At 75.7% G+C, this 16,557-nt stretch carries 15 protein-coding genes; 11 read left to right on the forward strand and 4 right to left on the reverse strand.

Annotated features, from left to right (window positions below):
* Nucleotides 1–92 precede the first annotated feature (92 nt).
* Genes ACT17Q_RS00410 through ACT17Q_RS00430 form a run of 5 tightly spaced genes read left to right on the forward strand, consistent with a single transcriptional unit; the run spans nucleotide 93 to nucleotide 4,453 of the window.
* Nucleotides 93–914 carry a DUF4129 domain-containing protein gene (locus tag ACT17Q_RS00410; protein ID WP_444663928.1) on the forward strand — a complete coding sequence of 274 codons (822 nt, stop codon included), beginning with the start codon at nucleotides 93–95 and terminating at the stop codon, nucleotides 912–914.
* Entirely contained in the window at nucleotides 911–1,552 is a 642-nt protein-coding gene (locus ACT17Q_RS00415; protein WP_141318819.1) for a hypothetical protein, read from the forward strand. The genes ACT17Q_RS00410 and ACT17Q_RS00415 overlap by 4 nt, the downstream gene beginning before the upstream one ends.
* Complete coding sequence (locus ACT17Q_RS00420) at nucleotides 1,549–2,535, forward strand: AAA family ATPase (protein WP_444663930.1); 987 nt, start codon at nucleotides 1,549–1,551, stop codon at nucleotides 2,533–2,535. The genes ACT17Q_RS00415 and ACT17Q_RS00420 overlap by 4 nt, the downstream gene beginning before the upstream one ends.
* The gene (locus tag ACT17Q_RS00425) at nucleotides 2,532–3,878 is read left to right on the forward strand and encodes a DUF58 domain-containing protein (RefSeq protein WP_444663932.1); all 1,347 of its coding nucleotides are present in this window, start codon (nucleotides 2,532–2,534) and stop codon (nucleotides 3,876–3,878) included. The genes ACT17Q_RS00420 and ACT17Q_RS00425 overlap by 4 nt, the downstream gene beginning before the upstream one ends.
* The gene (locus tag ACT17Q_RS00430) at nucleotides 3,875–4,453 is read left to right on the forward strand and encodes a hypothetical protein (RefSeq protein WP_157732629.1); all 579 of its coding nucleotides are present in this window, start codon (nucleotides 3,875–3,877) and stop codon (nucleotides 4,451–4,453) included. Before ACT17Q_RS00425 ends, ACT17Q_RS00430 begins: the two co-directional genes overlap by 4 nt.
* Before the next feature lie 63 nt (nucleotides 4,454–4,516).
* Here the strand turns inward: ACT17Q_RS00430 and ACT17Q_RS00435 are convergent, their stop codons facing one another.
* Nucleotides 4,517–4,900, reverse strand: a complete 384-nt coding sequence (locus ACT17Q_RS00435; RefSeq protein ID WP_094181363.1) for a phage holin family protein — start codon at nucleotides 4,898–4,900, stop codon at nucleotides 4,517–4,519.
* Nucleotides 4,901–5,012: 112 nt separating this feature from the next.
* On the opposite strand from ACT17Q_RS00435, the gene ACT17Q_RS00440 reads away from it, so the two are divergent.
* The 5 genes from ACT17Q_RS00440 to ACT17Q_RS00460 all read left to right on the forward strand — a co-directional run bounded on the left by ACT17Q_RS00440 (nucleotide 5,013) and on the right by ACT17Q_RS00460 (nucleotide 11,540).
* On the forward strand, nucleotides 5,013–6,149 hold the full coding sequence (locus ACT17Q_RS00440; protein WP_444663935.1) for an endo-1,4-beta-xylanase: 1,137 nt from the start codon (nucleotides 5,013–5,015) through the stop codon (nucleotides 6,147–6,149).
* Between the two features lie 67 nt (nucleotides 6,150–6,216).
* A complete protein-coding gene (hisC, locus tag ACT17Q_RS00445; protein WP_444663937.1) occupies nucleotides 6,217–7,284 on the forward strand; it encodes a histidinol-phosphate transaminase in 1,068 nt (355 codons plus the stop codon).
* 379 nt (nucleotides 7,285–7,663) lie between these two features.
* Nucleotides 7,664–8,806, forward strand: a complete 1,143-nt coding sequence (gene pdhA, locus ACT17Q_RS00450; RefSeq protein ID WP_444665418.1) for a pyruvate dehydrogenase (acetyl-transferring) E1 component subunit alpha — start codon at nucleotides 7,664–7,666, stop codon at nucleotides 8,804–8,806.
* Nucleotides 8,803–9,951 carry an alpha-ketoacid dehydrogenase subunit beta gene (locus ACT17Q_RS00455; RefSeq protein ID WP_444663939.1) on the forward strand — a complete coding sequence of 383 codons (1,149 nt, stop codon included), beginning with the start codon at nucleotides 8,803–8,805 and terminating at the stop codon, nucleotides 9,949–9,951. The genes pdhA and ACT17Q_RS00455 overlap by 4 nt, the downstream gene beginning before the upstream one ends.
* A 17-nt stretch (nucleotides 9,952–9,968) precedes the next feature.
* Complete coding sequence (locus ACT17Q_RS00460; protein WP_444663941.1) at nucleotides 9,969–11,540, forward strand: dihydrolipoamide acetyltransferase family protein; 1,572 nt, start codon at nucleotides 9,969–9,971, stop codon at nucleotides 11,538–11,540.
* A 6-nt stretch (nucleotides 11,541–11,546) separates the two neighbouring features.
* On the opposite strand, the gene ACT17Q_RS00465 is transcribed toward ACT17Q_RS00460, so the two are convergent.
* The 3 genes from ACT17Q_RS00465 to ACT17Q_RS00475 all read right to left on the reverse strand — a co-directional run bounded on the left by ACT17Q_RS00465 (nucleotide 11,547) and on the right by ACT17Q_RS00475 (nucleotide 13,522).
* A complete protein-coding gene (locus ACT17Q_RS00465; RefSeq protein WP_444663943.1) occupies nucleotides 11,547–12,446 on the reverse strand; it encodes a hypothetical protein in 900 nt (299 codons plus the stop codon).
* Between the two features lie 97 nt (nucleotides 12,447–12,543).
* The gene (locus ACT17Q_RS00470; RefSeq protein ID WP_444663945.1) at nucleotides 12,544–12,957 is read right to left on the reverse strand and encodes a hypothetical protein; all 414 of its coding nucleotides are present in this window, start codon (nucleotides 12,955–12,957) and stop codon (nucleotides 12,544–12,546) included.
* 1 nt (nucleotide 12,958) lies between these two features.
* Complete coding sequence (locus ACT17Q_RS00475; RefSeq protein WP_444663946.1) at nucleotides 12,959–13,522, reverse strand: QcrA and Rieske domain-containing protein; 564 nt, start codon at nucleotides 13,520–13,522, stop codon at nucleotides 12,959–12,961.
* 332 nt (nucleotides 13,523–13,854) lie between these two features.
* On the opposite strand from ACT17Q_RS00475, the gene ACT17Q_RS00480 reads away from it, so the two are divergent.
* Nucleotides 13,855–15,936 (forward strand): cytochrome c oxidase assembly protein, encoded by a 2,082-nt coding sequence (locus ACT17Q_RS00480; RefSeq protein WP_444663948.1) that lies wholly within the window; start codon nucleotides 13,855–13,857, stop codon nucleotides 15,934–15,936.
* Nucleotides 15,937–16,557 lie beyond the last annotated feature (621 nt).

The following is a 16,557-nucleotide window of genomic DNA, read 5'->3' on the forward strand; positions in this document are numbered from 1 at the left end:
CGGTCCTCCCCACCGGGCGGACCGGTCAGTACGGTGGTGCGGGCGCACGGCACGTGTGCGAGACGACAGACCTGCACGACGATCGGAGCCCGGTGGCACGTCAGGACGCGACGCGGGTGGCGGTCGTCGCCGGCGGCCTCGTGTGCGTGGCGGTGCTGGCCGCGGCGCTCGCCGGACCGTGGCGGCCCGCGACGCGCCCCGACTACCGCCTCGACCTCGGCCTCGACCTGCCCACCCGCACCCCCGAGCCGGAGCCGACGCCCGACGCGGTGCTGGACGGCGCGCAGCAGGCCGGCGACACGGCCACGTGGGTGAAGATCGGGTTCTTCGTGCTGCTGCTGGTCGCGCTCGCGGTGCTGGGTGCCTACCTCGCGCGGGCGGCGCGTCGGTGGATGAACGCGAACCGCCCGCCGGACGTCGACCGCAGCGACCCGGGTGACGTGCTGCTCGGCGACATCGCGGACCTGGTGCGGCCCGCGCTCGCGGAGGGCGTCGAGGCGGCGGGTGACGCGCTGGACCGGCGCGTGCCGCCCGGTGACGCGGTGATCGCGGCATGGGTCGCGCTCGAGGACGCCGCCGAGGGCTCGGGCGTGGTGCGCGAGGCGGCGCAGACCGCGACGGAGTTCACGCTCGAGCTGCTCGACGCGACGCAGGCGGACGCGGACGCGAGCCGCGCGCTGCTCGGGCTGTACCTGGCCGCGCGGTTCTCGGAGCACGAGATCACGCCCGACGACGTGACGCGGGCACGCGGCGCGCTCGAGGCGATCGGTGCGGGCGTCGGGCACCGCCGCGACGAGCACGCGGGCGACGAGCACGCGGACGACGAGCACGCGCACGACGAGCACGCGCACGACGAGCACGATGACGACGAGCACGCGCACGACGAGCACGCGCACGGCGAGGCGGGCGCGTGAGCACCGCCCGGACCCCGTGGCCGGCCGACCCGCCCGAGACCGCCGCGCCGCCGCCCGTCACCGCCCGGGCCGCGCTGCGCCGCTGGTGGGGCGTGCTGCTCGGCCTGGTGCTGGGCGGGGCGGTGGCCTACGCGGTGGGGATGGACACGTGGTCGTCGGTGGTCATGGCCGTGGGCGTCGCGGCGCTCGTCGTCGTCGCCCGCCGGCTGTCCGTGGGCATCGAGCCGGAGTGGGGCACGGAGCTGCGCCGCCGGCAGGCGGGTGCGCGCGGTGACCTGCAGGACCTCGCGTGGTCGATGGCGGGCCGCGACGGGCGTGCGGGCGAGCGGGCCATGCGCCGGTTGCGGGACGTGGCCGCGGTCCGGCTCGCCCGGCACGGCCTGGACCTGACGTCGGCCGACGACACGCCCGCGCTGCGCGCGCTGCTCGGGGACCGCGTGCTCGGGACGCTGCGCCGCCGCTCGTCGCCGCTGCCCACCGTGCGCGAGCTGCAGGACGCGCTCACCGCGCTCGAGGCGCTCGGCCCGCGCCCGGCCGACTCCCGCACCCCCGGCCTGCTGCTGCCCGAGCAGCCCGACGCCACCGCCGGGCCTGCCCCGCAGACCCACGAGAACCCCGATTCCGGGAGGAACCGATGACCGACCCGCAGCTGTCCGTCCCCGAGGTCGCGCAGCGCGGCCGGGCCGTGCTCGACGAGGTCGCCACGGCCGTCGTCGGGATGCGCGAGCCCCTGACCGTGGCGCTCGCGGCGATCCTGGCGAGCGGCCACGTGCTGTTCGAGGACGTGCCCGGCCTGGGCAAGACGCTCGCGGCGCGCTCGCTCGCGACCGCGCTGGGCCTGGACTTCCGGCGTGTGCAGTGCACGCCCGACCTGCTGCCCTCCGACATCACGGGCTCGTCGGTGTTCGACCCGGCGACGACGTCGTTCGAGTTCCGGCCCGGTCCGGTGTTCGCGGGTCTGCTGCTGGCGGACGAGATCAACCGCACCGCGCCGAAGACGCAGTCGGCGCTGCTCGAGGCGATGGCGGAGCGCCAGGTCACGGTGGACGGGGTGACGCGGCCGCTGCCGGAGCCGTTCCACGTGGTCGCGACGTCGAACCCGGTGGAGTACGAGGGCACGTACCCGCTCCCGGAGGCGCAGCTCGACCGGTTCATGGTGCGGCTCGCGGTCGGGTACCCGGTCCGGGACGCGGAGGTCGACGTGCTCGCGCGGCGGCTCGAGCGGCGGCAGGAGGCCGCGCCCGTGCGCCAGGTGGTGGACCCGGCGACGCTGCGCGCGATGCAGCGCGGCGTCGAGGCGGTCGCGGTCGACGAGGACGTGCTGCGCTACTGCGTGGACCTCGCCGCGGCCACGCGCCGGCACGAGGCGGTCGAGGTCGGGGCGTCGCCGCGCGGGTCGCAGGCGCTGGTGCTGGTCGCGCGGGCGGTCGCGGTGCTCGCGGGCCGGGACTTCGTGGCGCCGGAGGACGTCAAGGCGGTCGCGGTCGCGACTCTCGCGCACCGGCTGTCGCTGACACCGCAGGCGTGGGCGTCGGGCCTCGCGCCCCAGCGTGTGGTCGAGGAGGTCCTGCGCGCGGTCGCCGGCCCGACGACGGCGAGGCGGGTGGACCCCGCGCGATGACCGGTCCGGTGCCCTCGTCGTCGGCCGGCGCGCCCGCCGTGGCCGAGCAGCCCGACGCGCCCGCGTGGATGCGGGTGCGCGCGGTGACGTGGGGTGCGCTCGTGGGGCTCGTGCTCGTGCTCCTGGGCGCGTGGGCCGGGCGGGCGGACCTCGCGGTGATCGGTGCGCCGGTCGTCGTGTGGGCGGTGTGGTGCTGGACGGCGCGGCCGGTCGGGGACCTGCGGGTCGAGGTGGTCACGGACGCGACGACGACGCCGGGCGAGCTGAGCACGTCGGTGCGGGTCACGGCGCCGGACGGCACGGCCGCGGTCGCGCTCGGGGTGCGGCGCGGGAACCGCACGCACGCGCGTGCGCTCGTCGCGGTGCGCGGCGGCGTGCGTGACGTGCCGTTCGTGGTGCGCACCGTGCGCACGGGCCCGCAGACGGTCGCCGAGGTCGACGCGCTGGGGCTCGGCGCGGGTGCCGCGAGCGTCTCGGAGGCGGCGGACCCGGCGGCGGGTGAGGCGCTCGTGCTGCCGGGCGTGCGTCCGCTCGCGGCGCTGCCCCTGCCGCCGCGCCTGCGCGGCCTGTCCGGCGGGCACGAGTCGCGGCGCCCCGGCGAGGGCGGTGGGCTGCGCGACGTGCACCCCTACACGCCCGGTGACCGGCTGCGGCGCATCGACTGGCGGGTCACGGCGCGCCGCTCGCCCCAGCTGCGCGAGCTGTACGTGCGGCGCGAGCACGCGCTCGCGGAGGCCGTGGTCATGCTCGTGGTCGACTCGCGCGACGAGGTCGGCCCCGACCCGCGCACGTGGGGCGGGTGGATGCGCCCGCGCGGCGCCGACCCGACGTCGCTCGACCTGGCGCGCACGGCCGCCTCCTCGCTCGCGCAGGCGTACCTCGACCAGGGCGACCGGGTGGGCCTCGACGACCTGGGTGCGCTGCGCCGGCCGTTGCCGCCGGGCGGTGGCCGCCGTCAGCTGGACCGGATCCGCAACGCGCTCGCGCTCACGCGGCCCGAGGGCGACCCGGTGCTCCGCACGCGCGCACCGCAGCTCCCCTCGGGGGCGCTCGTGCTGGTGTTCTCGACGTTCCTCGACGACCAGGCCGCGCACGCGGCCGCGCAGTGGCGGGCCGCGGGGCACCGGGTGGTGGCGGTGGACGTGCTGCCGACCGTGCGCGAGCACCTGCTGGACCGCCGTGAGCTGCTCGCGCTGCGGTTCGTGCGGCTCGCGCGCACGGACCGGCTCGCGGCGCTCGAGGACGCGGACGTGGAGATCGTGACGTGGCGCGACGAGCCGCAGGTCGCGCTCGCGGGCCTCGCGCGGCGCGCGCAGCGGCGGGCGGGGGCGGGGGCGCGATGAGGTCGACGACGAGGCGCCCGGGCGCGTTCGGGGCGTTCTTCCAGGGTCAGGAGCCGCCCGAGGCGGAGCCGGTGCTCGTCCGGCCGGTGCCCGGCTCGGTGCTGCAGGCCGGGTGCGCGGCGGTCGTCGCGGCGATGCTGCTGGTCGCGTGGTCCGTGGTCGGGCCGGTGTCGCTGCTCGCGGTGGGGCTGAGCGCGCTGGGCGGTGCGCTGGTCGCGGCCGTGCCGGGCGGCGCGCGGGTCGGGCTCGCGGTGCTCGCGGCGGGCGCGTTCGTGCTGGTCGGACCGCCCGCGTCGGTGGTGCAGACGATGCTGCTCGTGCTGCTGGTGCACCTCGCGGTGTGGGCGTGCGCGACGACGACGCGCGTGACGTGGCGGATGCGCGTCGAGCTCGACGTGGTGCTGGACGGGCTCGCGGGGGTCGCGCGGGTCCAGCTGCCCGCGCAGGTGCTCGTGGTGGTCGCGCTCGTCCTCGCCGGCCGGGACGTGACGAGCGACGCGTGGCGGCTGGTCGCGCTGCTCGCGGCCGCGCTGGTGGCGGCGGTGGTCCTGCCGCGCACGCGCGTGCGCGACTGACCGCGGGTCAGCGTCGGCGGGTCAGCGTCGGGGGGTCGGCGTCGGCGGGTCAGCGTCGGACGGTCAGCGTCGGCGGCTCTCCGGGATGGCGAGCGACAGCGCGAACGAGACGACCGAGACGACCAGCGCGCCGCCGACGGCCCACCAGAACCCGTCGATGCGCAGGCCCCAGTCGGTGAACTCGGTGACCCACTCGGTGAGCAGCAGCATGAGCGCGTTGACGACGAGCGTGAACAGCCCGAGCGTGAGGATGTAGAGCGGGATCGACAGCACCTGCACGATCGGCTTCACGACCGCGTTGACGACCCCGAAGATGAGCGCGATGAGCGCGATGATGCCGATCTTCTGACCCGTGGAGTCCGCGCCGACGATCTCGAGCCCGGACAGGATCACGGTCGCGAGCCAGATCGCGACGCCGTTGATGAGGACGCGCAGCAGGAAGGCCATGGGTCGATCGTGCCAGGTGCGTCGCGGGTCGGGGCCGTGACGGCGCACGGGTTCGCGCGCTAGCATCCGGCGCAGTTTCGGCGACGACGCCGAAAGCTCGATCGGAGAGTCGATGTCGCCTGCCGTCCCCGCGCGCCCCGGCCGCTCGCGCGCCACCGTGCGCCGCGCCCGCTCCCGCGCCGCCGTCCTGCTGCCGCTGCTGGTCGCCCTCCCGCTCGCCGCGTGCAGCGGCACCAGCGACCCCGGCCCCGACGCGACCACCGCGCCCGCGCCGGCCCCGCTCGAGCCCGTGCTCGCGGAGATCGCGGGCGGGAGCGCGCTCGACATCGGCTTCGCGGTCGCGCCCGAGCGGCTCGACGAGCCCGAGTACCGCGAGATCGTCGACAAGCACGCCTCGCTCGTCGTCGCCGAGAACGTCATGAAGTGGGAGACCACGGAGGCCGCCGACGACGAGTGGGACTTCGCCGAGGGGGACCGCCTCGCCGAGTACGCGCGCAGCACGGGCAAGAAGCTGTACGGCCACACGCTCGTGTGGCACTCGCAGCTCCCCGCATGGGTCAAGGCGCTCGACGCGGACGCCATGCAGGAGGCCATGGAGGACCACGTCCGCACCCAGGCCGAGCACTTCCGCGGGCAGGTGTTCGCGTGGGACGTCGTCAACGAGGCGGTCGACGAGGACGGCTCGCGCCGCTCCGACTCGCCGTTCCAGGCCACGCTCGGCGACGACTACATCGCGGACGCGTTCGAGGTTGCGCACGAGGCCGACCCCGACGCGCAGCTCTGCTACAACGACTACGACATCGAGGGCGTCAACGCGAAGTCCGACGGCGTGTACGCGCTCGTCGAGGACCTGCTCGCCCGCGACGTGCCGATCGACTGCCTCGGCATCCAGGGGCACCTCACGGCCGGGAAGCTGCCCGACGACCTGCAGGAGAACATCCAGCGGTTCGTCGACCTGGGGCTGACCGTGCGGATCACCGAGCTCGACATCCGCGTCGAGAGCCCCGCGAGCGACGAGGCCCTCGCGCAGCAGGCCGAGGACTACGCGAGCGTCGCGACCGCGTGCCTCGCCGTCGAGGGCTGCCTGGGCCTGACGGTGTGGGGCGTGACCGACCGGTACTCGTGGATCCCGATGTGGTTCGAGGGGTTCGGCGACGCGCTGCTGTGGGACGCGGACTACGAGCCGAAGCCCGCGTTCGACGCCCTGGTCGAGGCGGTCGGCAAGGGCCGGCCGGGCCGCACCGGCTGACGCGCCGGCGGGGGTCGGCCGCGGACGTCCGACGGGCGAGGCGCCGGTCGGTGGCATCCTGGGCGCCGTGAGTCGCCCCGTGCTGCGCCGTGCCCTCGCCGAGCTGCCCGCCTACGTCCCCGGGGCGCGGTCCCCGGTCGGTGCCGCGGCGTTCAAGCTCTCGTCGAACGAGAACCCGTTCCCACCGCTGCCGTCCGTCATGGCGGCGATCGCGGACGCGGCGGTCGACGTCAACCGCTACCCGGACATGTACGCGACCGAGCTCACCGAGGCCGTCGCGCAGCAGCTGGGTGTCCCGGCGGAGTCGGTCGTCATGGGCTGCGGGTCCGTCGCGGTGCTCGGGCACGTGCTCACCGCGTTCTGCGAGGCGGGCGACGAGGTCGTCCTGCCATGGCGTTCGTTCGAGGCGTACCCCATCGCGGTGACGCTCGCGGGCGCGGTGGCCGTCCCGGTCCCGGTGGCCGACGACGGGCGGCTCGACCTGCCCGCGCTCGCGGCCGCGGTCACGGACCGCACGCGCGTCGTGCTGGTGTGCACGCCCAACAACCCGACGGGCCCGGCGGTGCGCGCCGACGAGCTCGAGACGTTCCTGGACGCGGTGCCCGAGCACGTGCTCGTCGTGCTCGACGAGGCGTACGTCGAGTTCGTGCGCGACCCGCAGGCCGCCGACGGCCTCGCGGTGTTCGAGGCGCGGCGCAACGTGGTGCTGCTGCGCACGTTCTCCAAGGCGTACGGGCTCGCGGGCCTGCGCGTGGGGTACGCGGTCGCGCGGCCCCGGCACGCCGCGGGGATCCGTGCGGCGTCCACGCCGTTCGGCGTCTCGCACGTCGCTCAGCTCGCGGCGCTCGCGTCGCTGCGGGCGCGCGACGAGCTGCTGGCGCGCGTCGAGTCGATCGTCAAGGAGCGGGCGCGCATGCTCGACGGGCTGCGCGCGCAGGGCTGGACGGTGCCGGACTCGCAGGCGAACTTCGTGTGGCTGCCGGTGGGCGACCAGGCGAGCGCGCTCGCCGAGCGGTGCTCGCGCGCGGGCGTCGTCGTGCGGCCGTTCACGGGTGACGGGGTGCGCGTGAGCGTCGGTGAGCGCGAGGCCACGGACCTGCTGCTCGGGGCGACCGCGGAGTGGCTCGCGCGCTGAGCGGGTTCGCGCCGGGTGGTGCACCGGGGGGTGCACCGGGTGGTGCACCGGGTGGTGCGGTGGCCGCTGTGGGGTCGCGACAAGTCGGGCGACGGATCGTTGTCGCAGGGGTTGCCTGGAACCTACGGATGCGTAGGCTACGGTGACGTAGGTTGGGCGATCCGCCCTCCCCACGACGTCCCGGAGCGGCCGACCGCCGCCGCACGCGAAGGAGAACCGCGTGAGCTCGTCCGGCCTCCCGTACGCCTCGGCAGCCGCCCCTGCGGCCCCCTCGTCCCCCGCCGCCATCCCCGGCGGGTCGGCCGCGGCCCCCGTCCCCACCACGGACGGCCGGGCCGCGGCCCTTTCCTCGCCTGCACGGGCGTCGGCCCCCGGCGTCCTGCCCGCCGTCGAGGGCGGACCGCTCGCGGACGAGGGGCTCGTCCAGCTCCTCACGCCGTCCGGCGAGCGCGTCGGCCACCCCGAGTACGACGCGTACGTCGCGCACCTCACCGACGACGACCTGCGCGCGATGTACCGCGACATGGTGCTGACCCGCCGCTTCGACACCGAGGCCACCGCGCTGCAGCGCCAGGGCGAGCTCGCGCTGTTCGCGCAGGCGCTCGGCCAGGAGGCCGCGCAGGTCGGCTCCGGCCGCGCGCTCAAGCCGCAGGACCACGTCTTCCCGAGCTACCGCGAGCACGGCGTCGCGCACGTGCGGGGCGTCGAGCTCACGCAGGTGCTGCGCCTGTTCCGCGGCGTCGACCACGGCGGCTGGGACCCGGTCGCGCACGGCTTCCACCTGTACACGCTGGTCATCGGCTCGCACGCGCTGCACGCGACCGGCTACGCGATGGGCGTGCAGCGCGACGGCCTCGTCGGGACCGGCGACGACGAGCGGGACACCGCGGTCGTCGCGTACTTCGGCGACGGCGCGACCTCGCAGGGCGACGTGAGCGAGGCGCTCGTGTTCGCCGCGGTCAACCAGGCGCCCGTCGTCCTGTTCTGCCAGAACAACCAGTGGGCGATCTCCGAGCCGACCACGCGCCAGGCCGCCGCACCGATCGCGGCCCGCGCCCCCGGCTTCGGGATCCCCGCGGTGCGGGTCGACGGGAACGACGTGCTCGCCAGCTACGCCGTCACCGCCGCCGCGCTCGAGCGCGCACGCCGCGGCGACGGCCCGACGTTCGTCGAGGCGTTCACCTACCGGATGGGCGCGCACACCACGTCCGACGACCCGTCCCGCTACCGCAGCTCCGAGCAGGAGGAGCACTGGCGCCGACGCGACCCGATCGACCGCCTGCGCACGCACCTCGAGGCGCGCGGCGCACTGCCGGCCGCGTTCGTCGACGGCCTGCAGGCGGAGGCCGACGCGTTCGGCGAGCACCTGCGCACCGCGGTGCGCGCCATGGGCCACCCGTCGTCCGCGTCGATGTTCGAGCACGTCTACGCGACGCCGCACGCGGGCGTCGAGGCCGACCGCACGTGGTTCGAGACGTACGAGTCCTCGTTCCTGGACGCCCGCGAGGGGAGCCACCGATGACGACGACGATCTTCGACGCGATGACCGGCAGCGCGCAGCCCCGCGCCGCGGCGGCCGGGGCGTCCGCACCGGCGGCCCCCGCGGACTCGTCGGCACCCGCGGCACCCGCGCGCGCCGTCTCGTCGGCCGCACCCGTCCCCACCGGGACCCAGCGCCTGACGTTCGCCAAGGCCCTCACGCTCGGCCTGCGGCGCGCGCTCGCCGACGACCCGAAGGTCCTGCTCATGGGCGAGGACATCGGGCGGCTCGGCGGCGTCTTCCGCGTGACCGACGGGCTGCAGGCCGAGTTCGGCGAGGACCGCGTGGTCGACACCCCGCTCGCCGAGTCGGGCATCGTCGGGACCGCGATCGGGCTCGCCATGCGCGGCTACCGGCCGGTCGTCGAGATCCAGTTCGACGGGTTCATCTTCCCCGCGTACGACCAGATCACGACGCAGCTCGCCAAGATGCACTACCGGTCCAAGGGCGCGCTGCAGCTGCCCGTCGTCATCCGCGTGCCCTACGGCGGCGGGATCGGCGCGGTCGAGCACCACAGCGAGTCGCCCGAGGTGCTGTTCGCGCACACGGCCGGCCTGCGCGTGGTGACGCCGTCCAGCCCCGCCGAGGCCTACGCGTTGATCCAGCAGGCCGTCGCGTCGCCCGACCCCGTGCTGTTCTTCGAGCCCAAGGGCCGCTACTGGGAGAAGGGCGACGTCGACCTCGACGCCGCCGCCCCCGCGCCGCACGGCGCCGCCGCGACCGGCATGGACCGCGCGCGCGTCGTGCGGACCGGCACCGACGTGACGCTCGTCGCGTACGGCCCGACCGTGGCGACCGCCGTCAAGGCCGCCGAGGCCGCCGCCGCCGAGGGCACCAGCATCGAGGTGGTCGACCTGCGCACGCTGTCGCCGCTCGACACCGCGACCGTCGCCGAGTCGGTGCGCCGCACCGGCCGCTGCGTCGTCGTGCACGAGGCACCCGTCACCTACGGCAGCGGCGCCGAGGTCGCGGCCCGCATCACCGAGGACTGCTTCTTCCACCTCGAGGCCCCCGTGCTGCGCGTCGGCGGGTTCCACACGCCGTACCCCGTCGCGAAGATCGAGCACGACTACCTGCCCGGCCTGGACCGCGTGCTCGACGCCGTGGACCGCGCGCTCGCGTTCTGACCCCCAGGAGACCTCACGTGCCGACGTACCAGCAGTTCCCCCTGCCCGACGCGGGCGAGGGCCTCACCGAGGCGGAGATCGTCACGTGGCTCGTCGCCGTCGGTGACACCGTCGAGGTCAACCAGACGATCGTCGAGATCGAGACCGCGAAGTCGCTCGTGGACCTGCCGAGCCCGTGGGCCGGTGTGGTGACGCGGCTGCTGGTGGAGACCGGCACGACCGTGGACGTGGGCACGCCGATCATCGAGATCGACACCGACCCCGACGGCACGGCACCGGCCGACGGGCCCGGAGGTGCGTCCGACGAGCACGCGTCCGACGAGCGTGCGTCCGACGAGCGTGCGTCCGCGCGGGCCGACGAGCCCGCGCCGACGACCGGCGCGGTCCGGCACGTCGGCGGCGGGCTGCGGCGCAGCGGCGTCGAGCCGGGCGGTGCGGACGAGATCGAGGCGGCCCGCGAGGCGCGCGCAGCCGCGTCCGAGCCCGCTGCCTCTGGACCCGCTGCCTCTGGACCCGCTGCCTCTGGACCCGCTGCCCCCGAGGCGCGCGAGTCGGTGCTCGTCGGGTACGGGCTCGCCGAGGGCACCGGGGCGCGCCGCGCGCGGGGTGACGCCGGCGCCGCATCGGCCGTGGCACCGGCCGTCGCGCCCGCCGCGACACCCGTGGCCGCGCCGTCACGCCCCACGCACGCGCTCGCCAAGCCCCCCGTGCGCAAGCTCGCGCGCGAGCTCGGCGTCGACCTCGACTCGCTGACCCCCACCGGCCCGGGCGGGATCGTCACGCGTGAGGACGTGCTCGCGCACGCCGCACAGGCCGAGGCCCGCACGCTCGCGACCTACCCGGGCGACGACCAGCCGTGGCTCGCGTCCGGCACCGTGTCGTCCGACGGGCGCCAGACGCGCGTCCCGGTGAAGTCCGTCCGCAAGCGCACCGCGGAGGCCATGGTCACCTCGGCGTTCACGGCGCCGCACGTCACGGTGTTCCACACGGTCGACGTGACGCGCACCATGAAGCTCGTCGAGAAGCTGCGCGGCGACAAGGAGTTCGCGGACGTGCGTGTCACGCCGCTGCTGATCGCCGCGAAGGCCCTGCTGCTCGCGGTCCGCCGCCACCCGGAGATCAACGCGAGCTGGGACGAGGACTCGCGCGAGATCGTCTACAAGCACTACGTGAACCTCGGCATCGCGGCGGCCACGCCGCGCGGTCTCGTCGTGCCGAACGTCAAGGACGCGCACCGCCTCGGCCTGCACGAGCTCGCGGCCGCGCTCGGCGAGCTGACCTCCACCGCCCGCGCCGGCCGCACGTCGCCCGCGGACATGACCGACGGCACGATCACCATCACCAACGTCGGGGTGTTCGGCATCGACACGGGGACGCCGATCCTCAACCCGGGCGAGGCGGCGATCCTCGCGTTCGGCGCGATCCGCGAGCAGCCGTGGGTGCACAAGGGCAAGATCAAGGTCCGCTCCGTCACGCAGCTCGCGCTGAGCTTCGACCACCGCCTCGTCGACGGTGAGCTCGGCTCGCGGGTGCTCGCGGACGTCGCGTCCGTGCTCGCCGACCCGGCGCAGGGCCTCGTCTGGGGCTGAACCCCGTCAGTCCCGACGCTCGGGCGACGAGCCTGCGCCCAGGTCCAGGCCGGCGAGCTCCGCGAGCTCGGTGAGGTCCGGGCGCTGGCCCCACCGCGTGAAGAACGTCGTCGACGTGCCCTGACCCGCCCCCGGGGTGGTGGACGTGATGTCGATCCGCGCGGTCGGGCCGGGCGTCGCGGTCCACACGACGAGCTCGTCGGTGGTGCTCTGCGCGAGCGACGCGAACGGTGCGTCCGCGCGGATCGCCCACAGCGTCGTCGTCGTCCCGTCGGCGAGCTCGACCTCCTCGCGGCCCGCGACGGTGAAGCCCGGTGCGAGCCGGATCATCGCGGCGAGGAACTCCGGCTCGAGGGACGTGCGCAGGATGTCGACGCCCTGCGCGACCAGCGCGGCCTCGGAGTCGCCGCCCGGGTCGCCCTCGACCCAGCCCGTCCCGTCCTGCTGCCACCCGCAGTCCGGCGTGAACGCGACACGGCCGCCCGGGTCGCGGTCCAGCACCCCGTGCAGGCCGTCCGGCGTCAGCACCCAGTCGACGAGCGTGGTGGTGTCCGCCAGGCGGATCTCCTCGTGCCCGCTGCCGGCCCAGCGCATGTGGTCGGCCAGGCACGTCGCGAGCGCGTCGCTCGTCACGGCGGTGCCCTCGACCAGCTCGATCGCGGTGCACGACGCGGGTGCGGCCTGCGCGGGGTCCGCGGGGCCCGCGTCCGTCGCCTCCGGGGCCGGCGGGGTGCCCGCTCCGGCGGGGGCCGTCGTGGTGACGGTCGGCGCCGGGCGGGCCGCGTCCGCCCCGTCCGGGGACGACGAGCAGGCGGCCAGGAGGGAGCCCGAGCCGAGCGTGACGAGCCCGACGAGCGACGCGAGGAGCCGGGGAGCGGCGGCCGCGCGGGTCGAGGTGGTGGTCATGACGTCGAGACCCTCGACGAGAGGGGACCGAACGGCCAAACCGGGCCCGGCACATGAGACGGCCCGGTCTGAGCGGCGCGCACCAGCCGCGGACGGGTCAGACGGGCCGACGCCGCTCGGCCAGCAGCGCCGCGGCGCCCGCGACCACCGCGAGCACCTCGGTGACCGCCGACACCGTCTCGGGCCAGCCGCCCCACACCGACTGCACCCCGAACAGGCCGTTCGGCAGGTACACCGCGAGCAGGAACCCGACGAGCGTCGACAGCCCGTACGCCACCGCGCCCAGCAGCGGCAGCGGCGAGCGCCACACCAGCACCAGCACCGCGAGCACGAGCCCGCCGACGCCCTGCAGCCAGAACGCCGTCTCGAGCCAGTTGCTCGTCCCGCCGCCGTACCCCTGCGAGCCCACCAGGTACAGGTGCACCGCGCCCGAGGCGGCCACCGCGAGCGCGGTCGGCAACCGCCAGGGCCAGGCCACCGGGCGCCGGGCGACCACCGGTCCGCCGGCCACCTCACGCCGTCCCGGAGAAGACCGCGCCGTCCTTGACGTGCACCGCGACCGCCGGCAGCGGCTCCTTCGCCGGACCCGAGACAGGCGTGCCGTCCAGCTGGAACGTCGAGCCGTGGCACGGGCAGTCCAGCTCGCCCTCCGCAGGCTGCACCGTGCACCCCTGGTGCGTGCAGATCGCGCTCAGCGCCGTGACCGTGCCCGCCGTCTCCTGCACGAGCAGCAGCTTCTGCCCGCCGGCCTCGACGAGGAGCGCACCCCCGACGGGCACGTCCGCGACCTGCGCGAGCGCACCGTCCGCGCCCGACCCCGTGCCCCCGTCGGCTCCCGGGGTCGTCGCGCCGCCGGCGTCCGCCGTGCCGCCGCACGCGGCGAGCACCACGACACCTGCCGCGGCCAGGGTCACGCCGCCCGCGCCGCGCAGGACCTGGCGTCGGTCGAGGCAGCCGGTACAGCCGTACGCGTGCTCGTCGTGCGGCGTGTCCTGATGCGGTGCGTCCTGCTCGGCACCCGGCTGTGCGAGTGCGAGTGCGGGTGCGGGTGCGGGTCGGGTCGTCGTGCGGGTCATCTGCGCCTCCGGACGCTCGCGTGCGTGGCTCGGGACTTCCTGCCGTGCTCTGCGCGGGCTCGTGACCGGGTGCGCAGTGACGACGACCGCCGGTCGGCAGCCGCTGGTGGAGACGTTAGGGCGGATGGCTGTGCGTCACCTGCCGGTGAGCAACAATCGCTGCCCATGGATGTGTTCCCCGCCACACCGGAGTGCTCCGCGGGCGGTCCCCCGGCGCGGGTGGGGGATCCTGAGGGCGTGCAGTGCGTGAGGCGTCGGAGCGTGAGCGGTCGGCCCGTGGTGGCCGGTCGTGCGGTCGTCGGTCGTGCGGTCCTCGGTCGGCGGGACGTGTGATGTCCGTCGGGCGTGCCGCCGGGCCCGGGCCGTGGCGGACCACCGTGCTCGTCGTCGTGGCCGTCGCCGCGGCCGTCGTCGGGATCGCGTTCTCGGGTGCCGCGCTGCCCGCGCTCGTGCTGGACCCCGGACCCGTCGTCCGGTGGGGGCTGCCCGTCGCGGAGACGCTCGGCGAGGTCCTCGCGGCGACGACGATCGGCGCGCTCGTCCTCGCGGTCTGCGTCCTGCCCCGGCGCGAGGAGCGCGCCGCCGGCGCCCGCCGCCCCGTCCGCGCGACGCCCGCCGCCGACGGAGCCGCCTACCCGCACAGCCTGCTCGTCGCCGCGTGGGCCGCGGGCGGGTGGACGCTCGCGGCGACCGCGCAGCTCGTCCTGTCCTACGCGAACGTGGCCGGGACCTCGCTCACCGACCCGCAGTTCGGCGACGAGCTGTGGCTGTTCGCCACGCAGATCGAGCTGGGCCGCACGCTCGGCACCGTCGTCGTGCTGGCCGCCGTCACCACCGCGCTCGCCATGGTCGTGCGCACCCCCACGGGCGCCGCCTGGACCCTGCTGCTCGGCGTCGTCGCGCTCTGGCAGCTCGCGCAGCTCGGGCACGCCGCCGGCGCCGCGGGGCACGACCTCGCGACCTCCGCGCTGTTCGTGCACCTCGTCGGCGCCGCCGTGTGGATCGGGGCGCTCGCCGCACTGGCCGTGCTCGTGCGTGTCGTCGGGCGCGACCTCGCGCCGGCCGTCGCCCGGTACTCCGTGATCGCCGGGTGGTGCGTGGCCGCCGTGGCCGTGTCCGGGCTCGTGAGCGCATGGCTACGCATCGGGTCGCTCGCCGGGCTCGACAGCCGGTACGGCGTGCTGCTCGTGGTGAAGGTCGCCCTGCTCGTCGCGCTCGCCGGGCTGGGGCTGCTGCACCGTCGTCGGACCGTGAGCGCGCTCGCCGCCCGCACCGCGGCCTCGTCGGCCGGCGCATCTGCCTCCCGGCTCGGTGCGACGGGCCTGTTCTGGCGGCTCGTGCTCGTCGAGCTCGTCGTCATGGGCGCCGTGTCCGGTGTCGCGGTCGCGCTCGCGTCGAGCCCGCCGCCCGTGCCCGAGGAGCCCCCCGCCGCGCCCACGCCCGCCTACCAGGTCACCGGGCACCCGCTCCCGCCCGAGCCCACGTTCGCGCGGTGGTTCACCGAGTGGCGCTGGGACCTGCTGCTCGCGTTCGCGACCGTCGCCGGGATCGTCGTGTACCTGCGCTGGGTCCGGCGGCTGCGGCGACGCGGCGACGCGTGGCCCTGGGCGCGCACCGCCTCGTGGACCGTCGGCCTGCTGCTGTTCGGCTGGACGACGAACAGCGGACCCGCGACCTACGGGCACGTGCTGTTCAGCGCCCACATGATCCAGCACATGGTGCTCGCGATGGTCGTGCCCGTGTTCATCGCGCTCTCCGCACCCGTCACGCTCGCGCTGCGCGCCCTGCCCGTGCGCTCCGCGGCCCTCGCCGGCGACGTGTCCCGCGGACCCCGCGAGTGGCTGCTCGTGCTGGTGCACAGCCGCCTCGGCTCGTTCTTCGCGCACCCCGTCGTCGCCGCGGTGAACTTCGTCGTGTCGATGCTGCTCTTCTACTACACCGGGCTGTTCGAGTGGTCGCTGCGCAGCAGCGTTGGGCACCTGTTCATGGTCGTGCACTTCTCGCTCGCCGGGTACCTGTTCGTCAACTCGCTCGTCGGGATCGACCCCGGCCCCCGGCGCCTGGGCTACCCGCAGCGGCTGCTCACGCTGTTCGCGACCATGGCGTTCCACGCCTTCTTCGGTGTCTCGCTCGTCTCGAGCGAGTCGCTGCTCGTCGCGGACTGGTTCGGCCTGCTCGGCCGCCCCTGGGGCGCGTCCGCGATCGCCGACCAGCAGACCGGCGGTGCGATCACGTGGGGCATCGGCGAGCTCCCCACGCTCGCGCTCGCCATCGGCGTGGCCCTGGCCTGGTCCCGGGACGACGACCGCCGCGCACGTCGGCGCGACCGCCGCACGCGCGACGAGGACCCCGAGCTCGACGCCTACAACGCGATGCTCCAGTCCCTCGAGGCCCGCAACCCCACCACCCCCTGACCCCCCACCCCCTGACCCCCCACCCCCTGACCCACCACCCCCTGACCCACCACCCCCTGACCCACCACCCCCTGACCCACCACCCCCTGACCCACCACCCCCTGACCCCCACCCCGACTCATCCCACCCCCGACCCGCGGTTGCTCCGGCTCTGCCGCGCCATACCCGGACCAACGACGGTCTCGTCGTCGACCGGACTGCCGACCCCGTCGTTCCTCCGGCTCTGCTGCCCCATACCTGGCGCAACGACGGTCTCGTCGCTCGCGCGTCTGCCGACCGTCCTCCCGTCGACCCCGTCCTCCCGTCGACCCCGTCCTCCCGTCGACCCCGTCCTCCCGTCGACCTCGCGCTCCCATCGACTTCGCGCTCCCGCCGACCCTGCGGTTGCTCCGGCTCTGGCCCGCGGTAGCCGGAGCAACGACGGTCTCGTCGTCGACCGGACTGCGACGGTCTCGTCGCCCGCGCGTCTGCCGACCCCCATGCTCCCGTCGACCCCGCTCCTGTCGACCCTGCGGTTGCTCCGGCTCTGGCTCGCGGTAGCCGGAGCAACGACGGTCTCGTCGTCGACCGGACTGCCGACCCCGTGCTTGCGCCGGCTCTGCTGCGCCATACCCGGAGCTA

Origin of the sequence: Cellulomonas sp. CW35 (genome assembly GCF_052378485.1) — a bacterium.
GTDB lineage: Bacteria > Actinomycetota > Actinomycetes > Actinomycetales > Cellulomonadaceae > Cellulomonas > Cellulomonas uda.

What these genes read in the sequence shown, in the direction of transcription:
- ACT17Q_RS00420 (WP_444663930.1), top strand. Translation starts at nt 1,549, where the DNA reads ATGACCGACCCGCAGCTGTCCGTCCCCGAGGTCGCGCAGCGCGGCCGG.
- ACT17Q_RS00435 (WP_094181363.1), bottom strand. Translation starts at nt 4,900, where the DNA reads ATGGCCTTCCTGCTGCGCGTCCTCATCAACGGCGTCGCGATCTGGCTC.
- ACT17Q_RS00465 (WP_444663943.1), bottom strand. Translation starts at nt 12,446, where the DNA reads ATGACCACCACCTCGACCCGCGCGGCCGCCGCTCCCCGGCTCCTCGCG.
- ACT17Q_RS00480 (WP_444663948.1), top strand. Translation starts at nt 13,855, where the DNA reads ATGTCCGTCGGGCGTGCCGCCGGGCCCGGGCCGTGGCGGACCACCGTG.
- ACT17Q_RS00440 (WP_444663935.1), top strand. Translation starts at nt 5,013, where the DNA reads ATGTCGCCTGCCGTCCCCGCGCGCCCCGGCCGCTCGCGCGCCACCGTG.
- ACT17Q_RS00475 (WP_444663946.1), bottom strand. Translation starts at nt 13,522, where the DNA reads ATGACCCGCACGACGACCCGACCCGCACCCGCACCCGCACTCGCACTC.
- ACT17Q_RS00430 (WP_157732629.1), top strand. Translation starts at nt 3,875, where the DNA reads ATGAGGTCGACGACGAGGCGCCCGGGCGCGTTCGGGGCGTTCTTCCAG.
- ACT17Q_RS00425 (WP_444663932.1), top strand. Translation starts at nt 2,532, where the DNA reads ATGACCGGTCCGGTGCCCTCGTCGTCGGCCGGCGCGCCCGCCGTGGCC.
- ACT17Q_RS00455 (WP_444663939.1), top strand. Translation starts at nt 8,803, where the DNA reads ATGACGACGACGATCTTCGACGCGATGACCGGCAGCGCGCAGCCCCGC.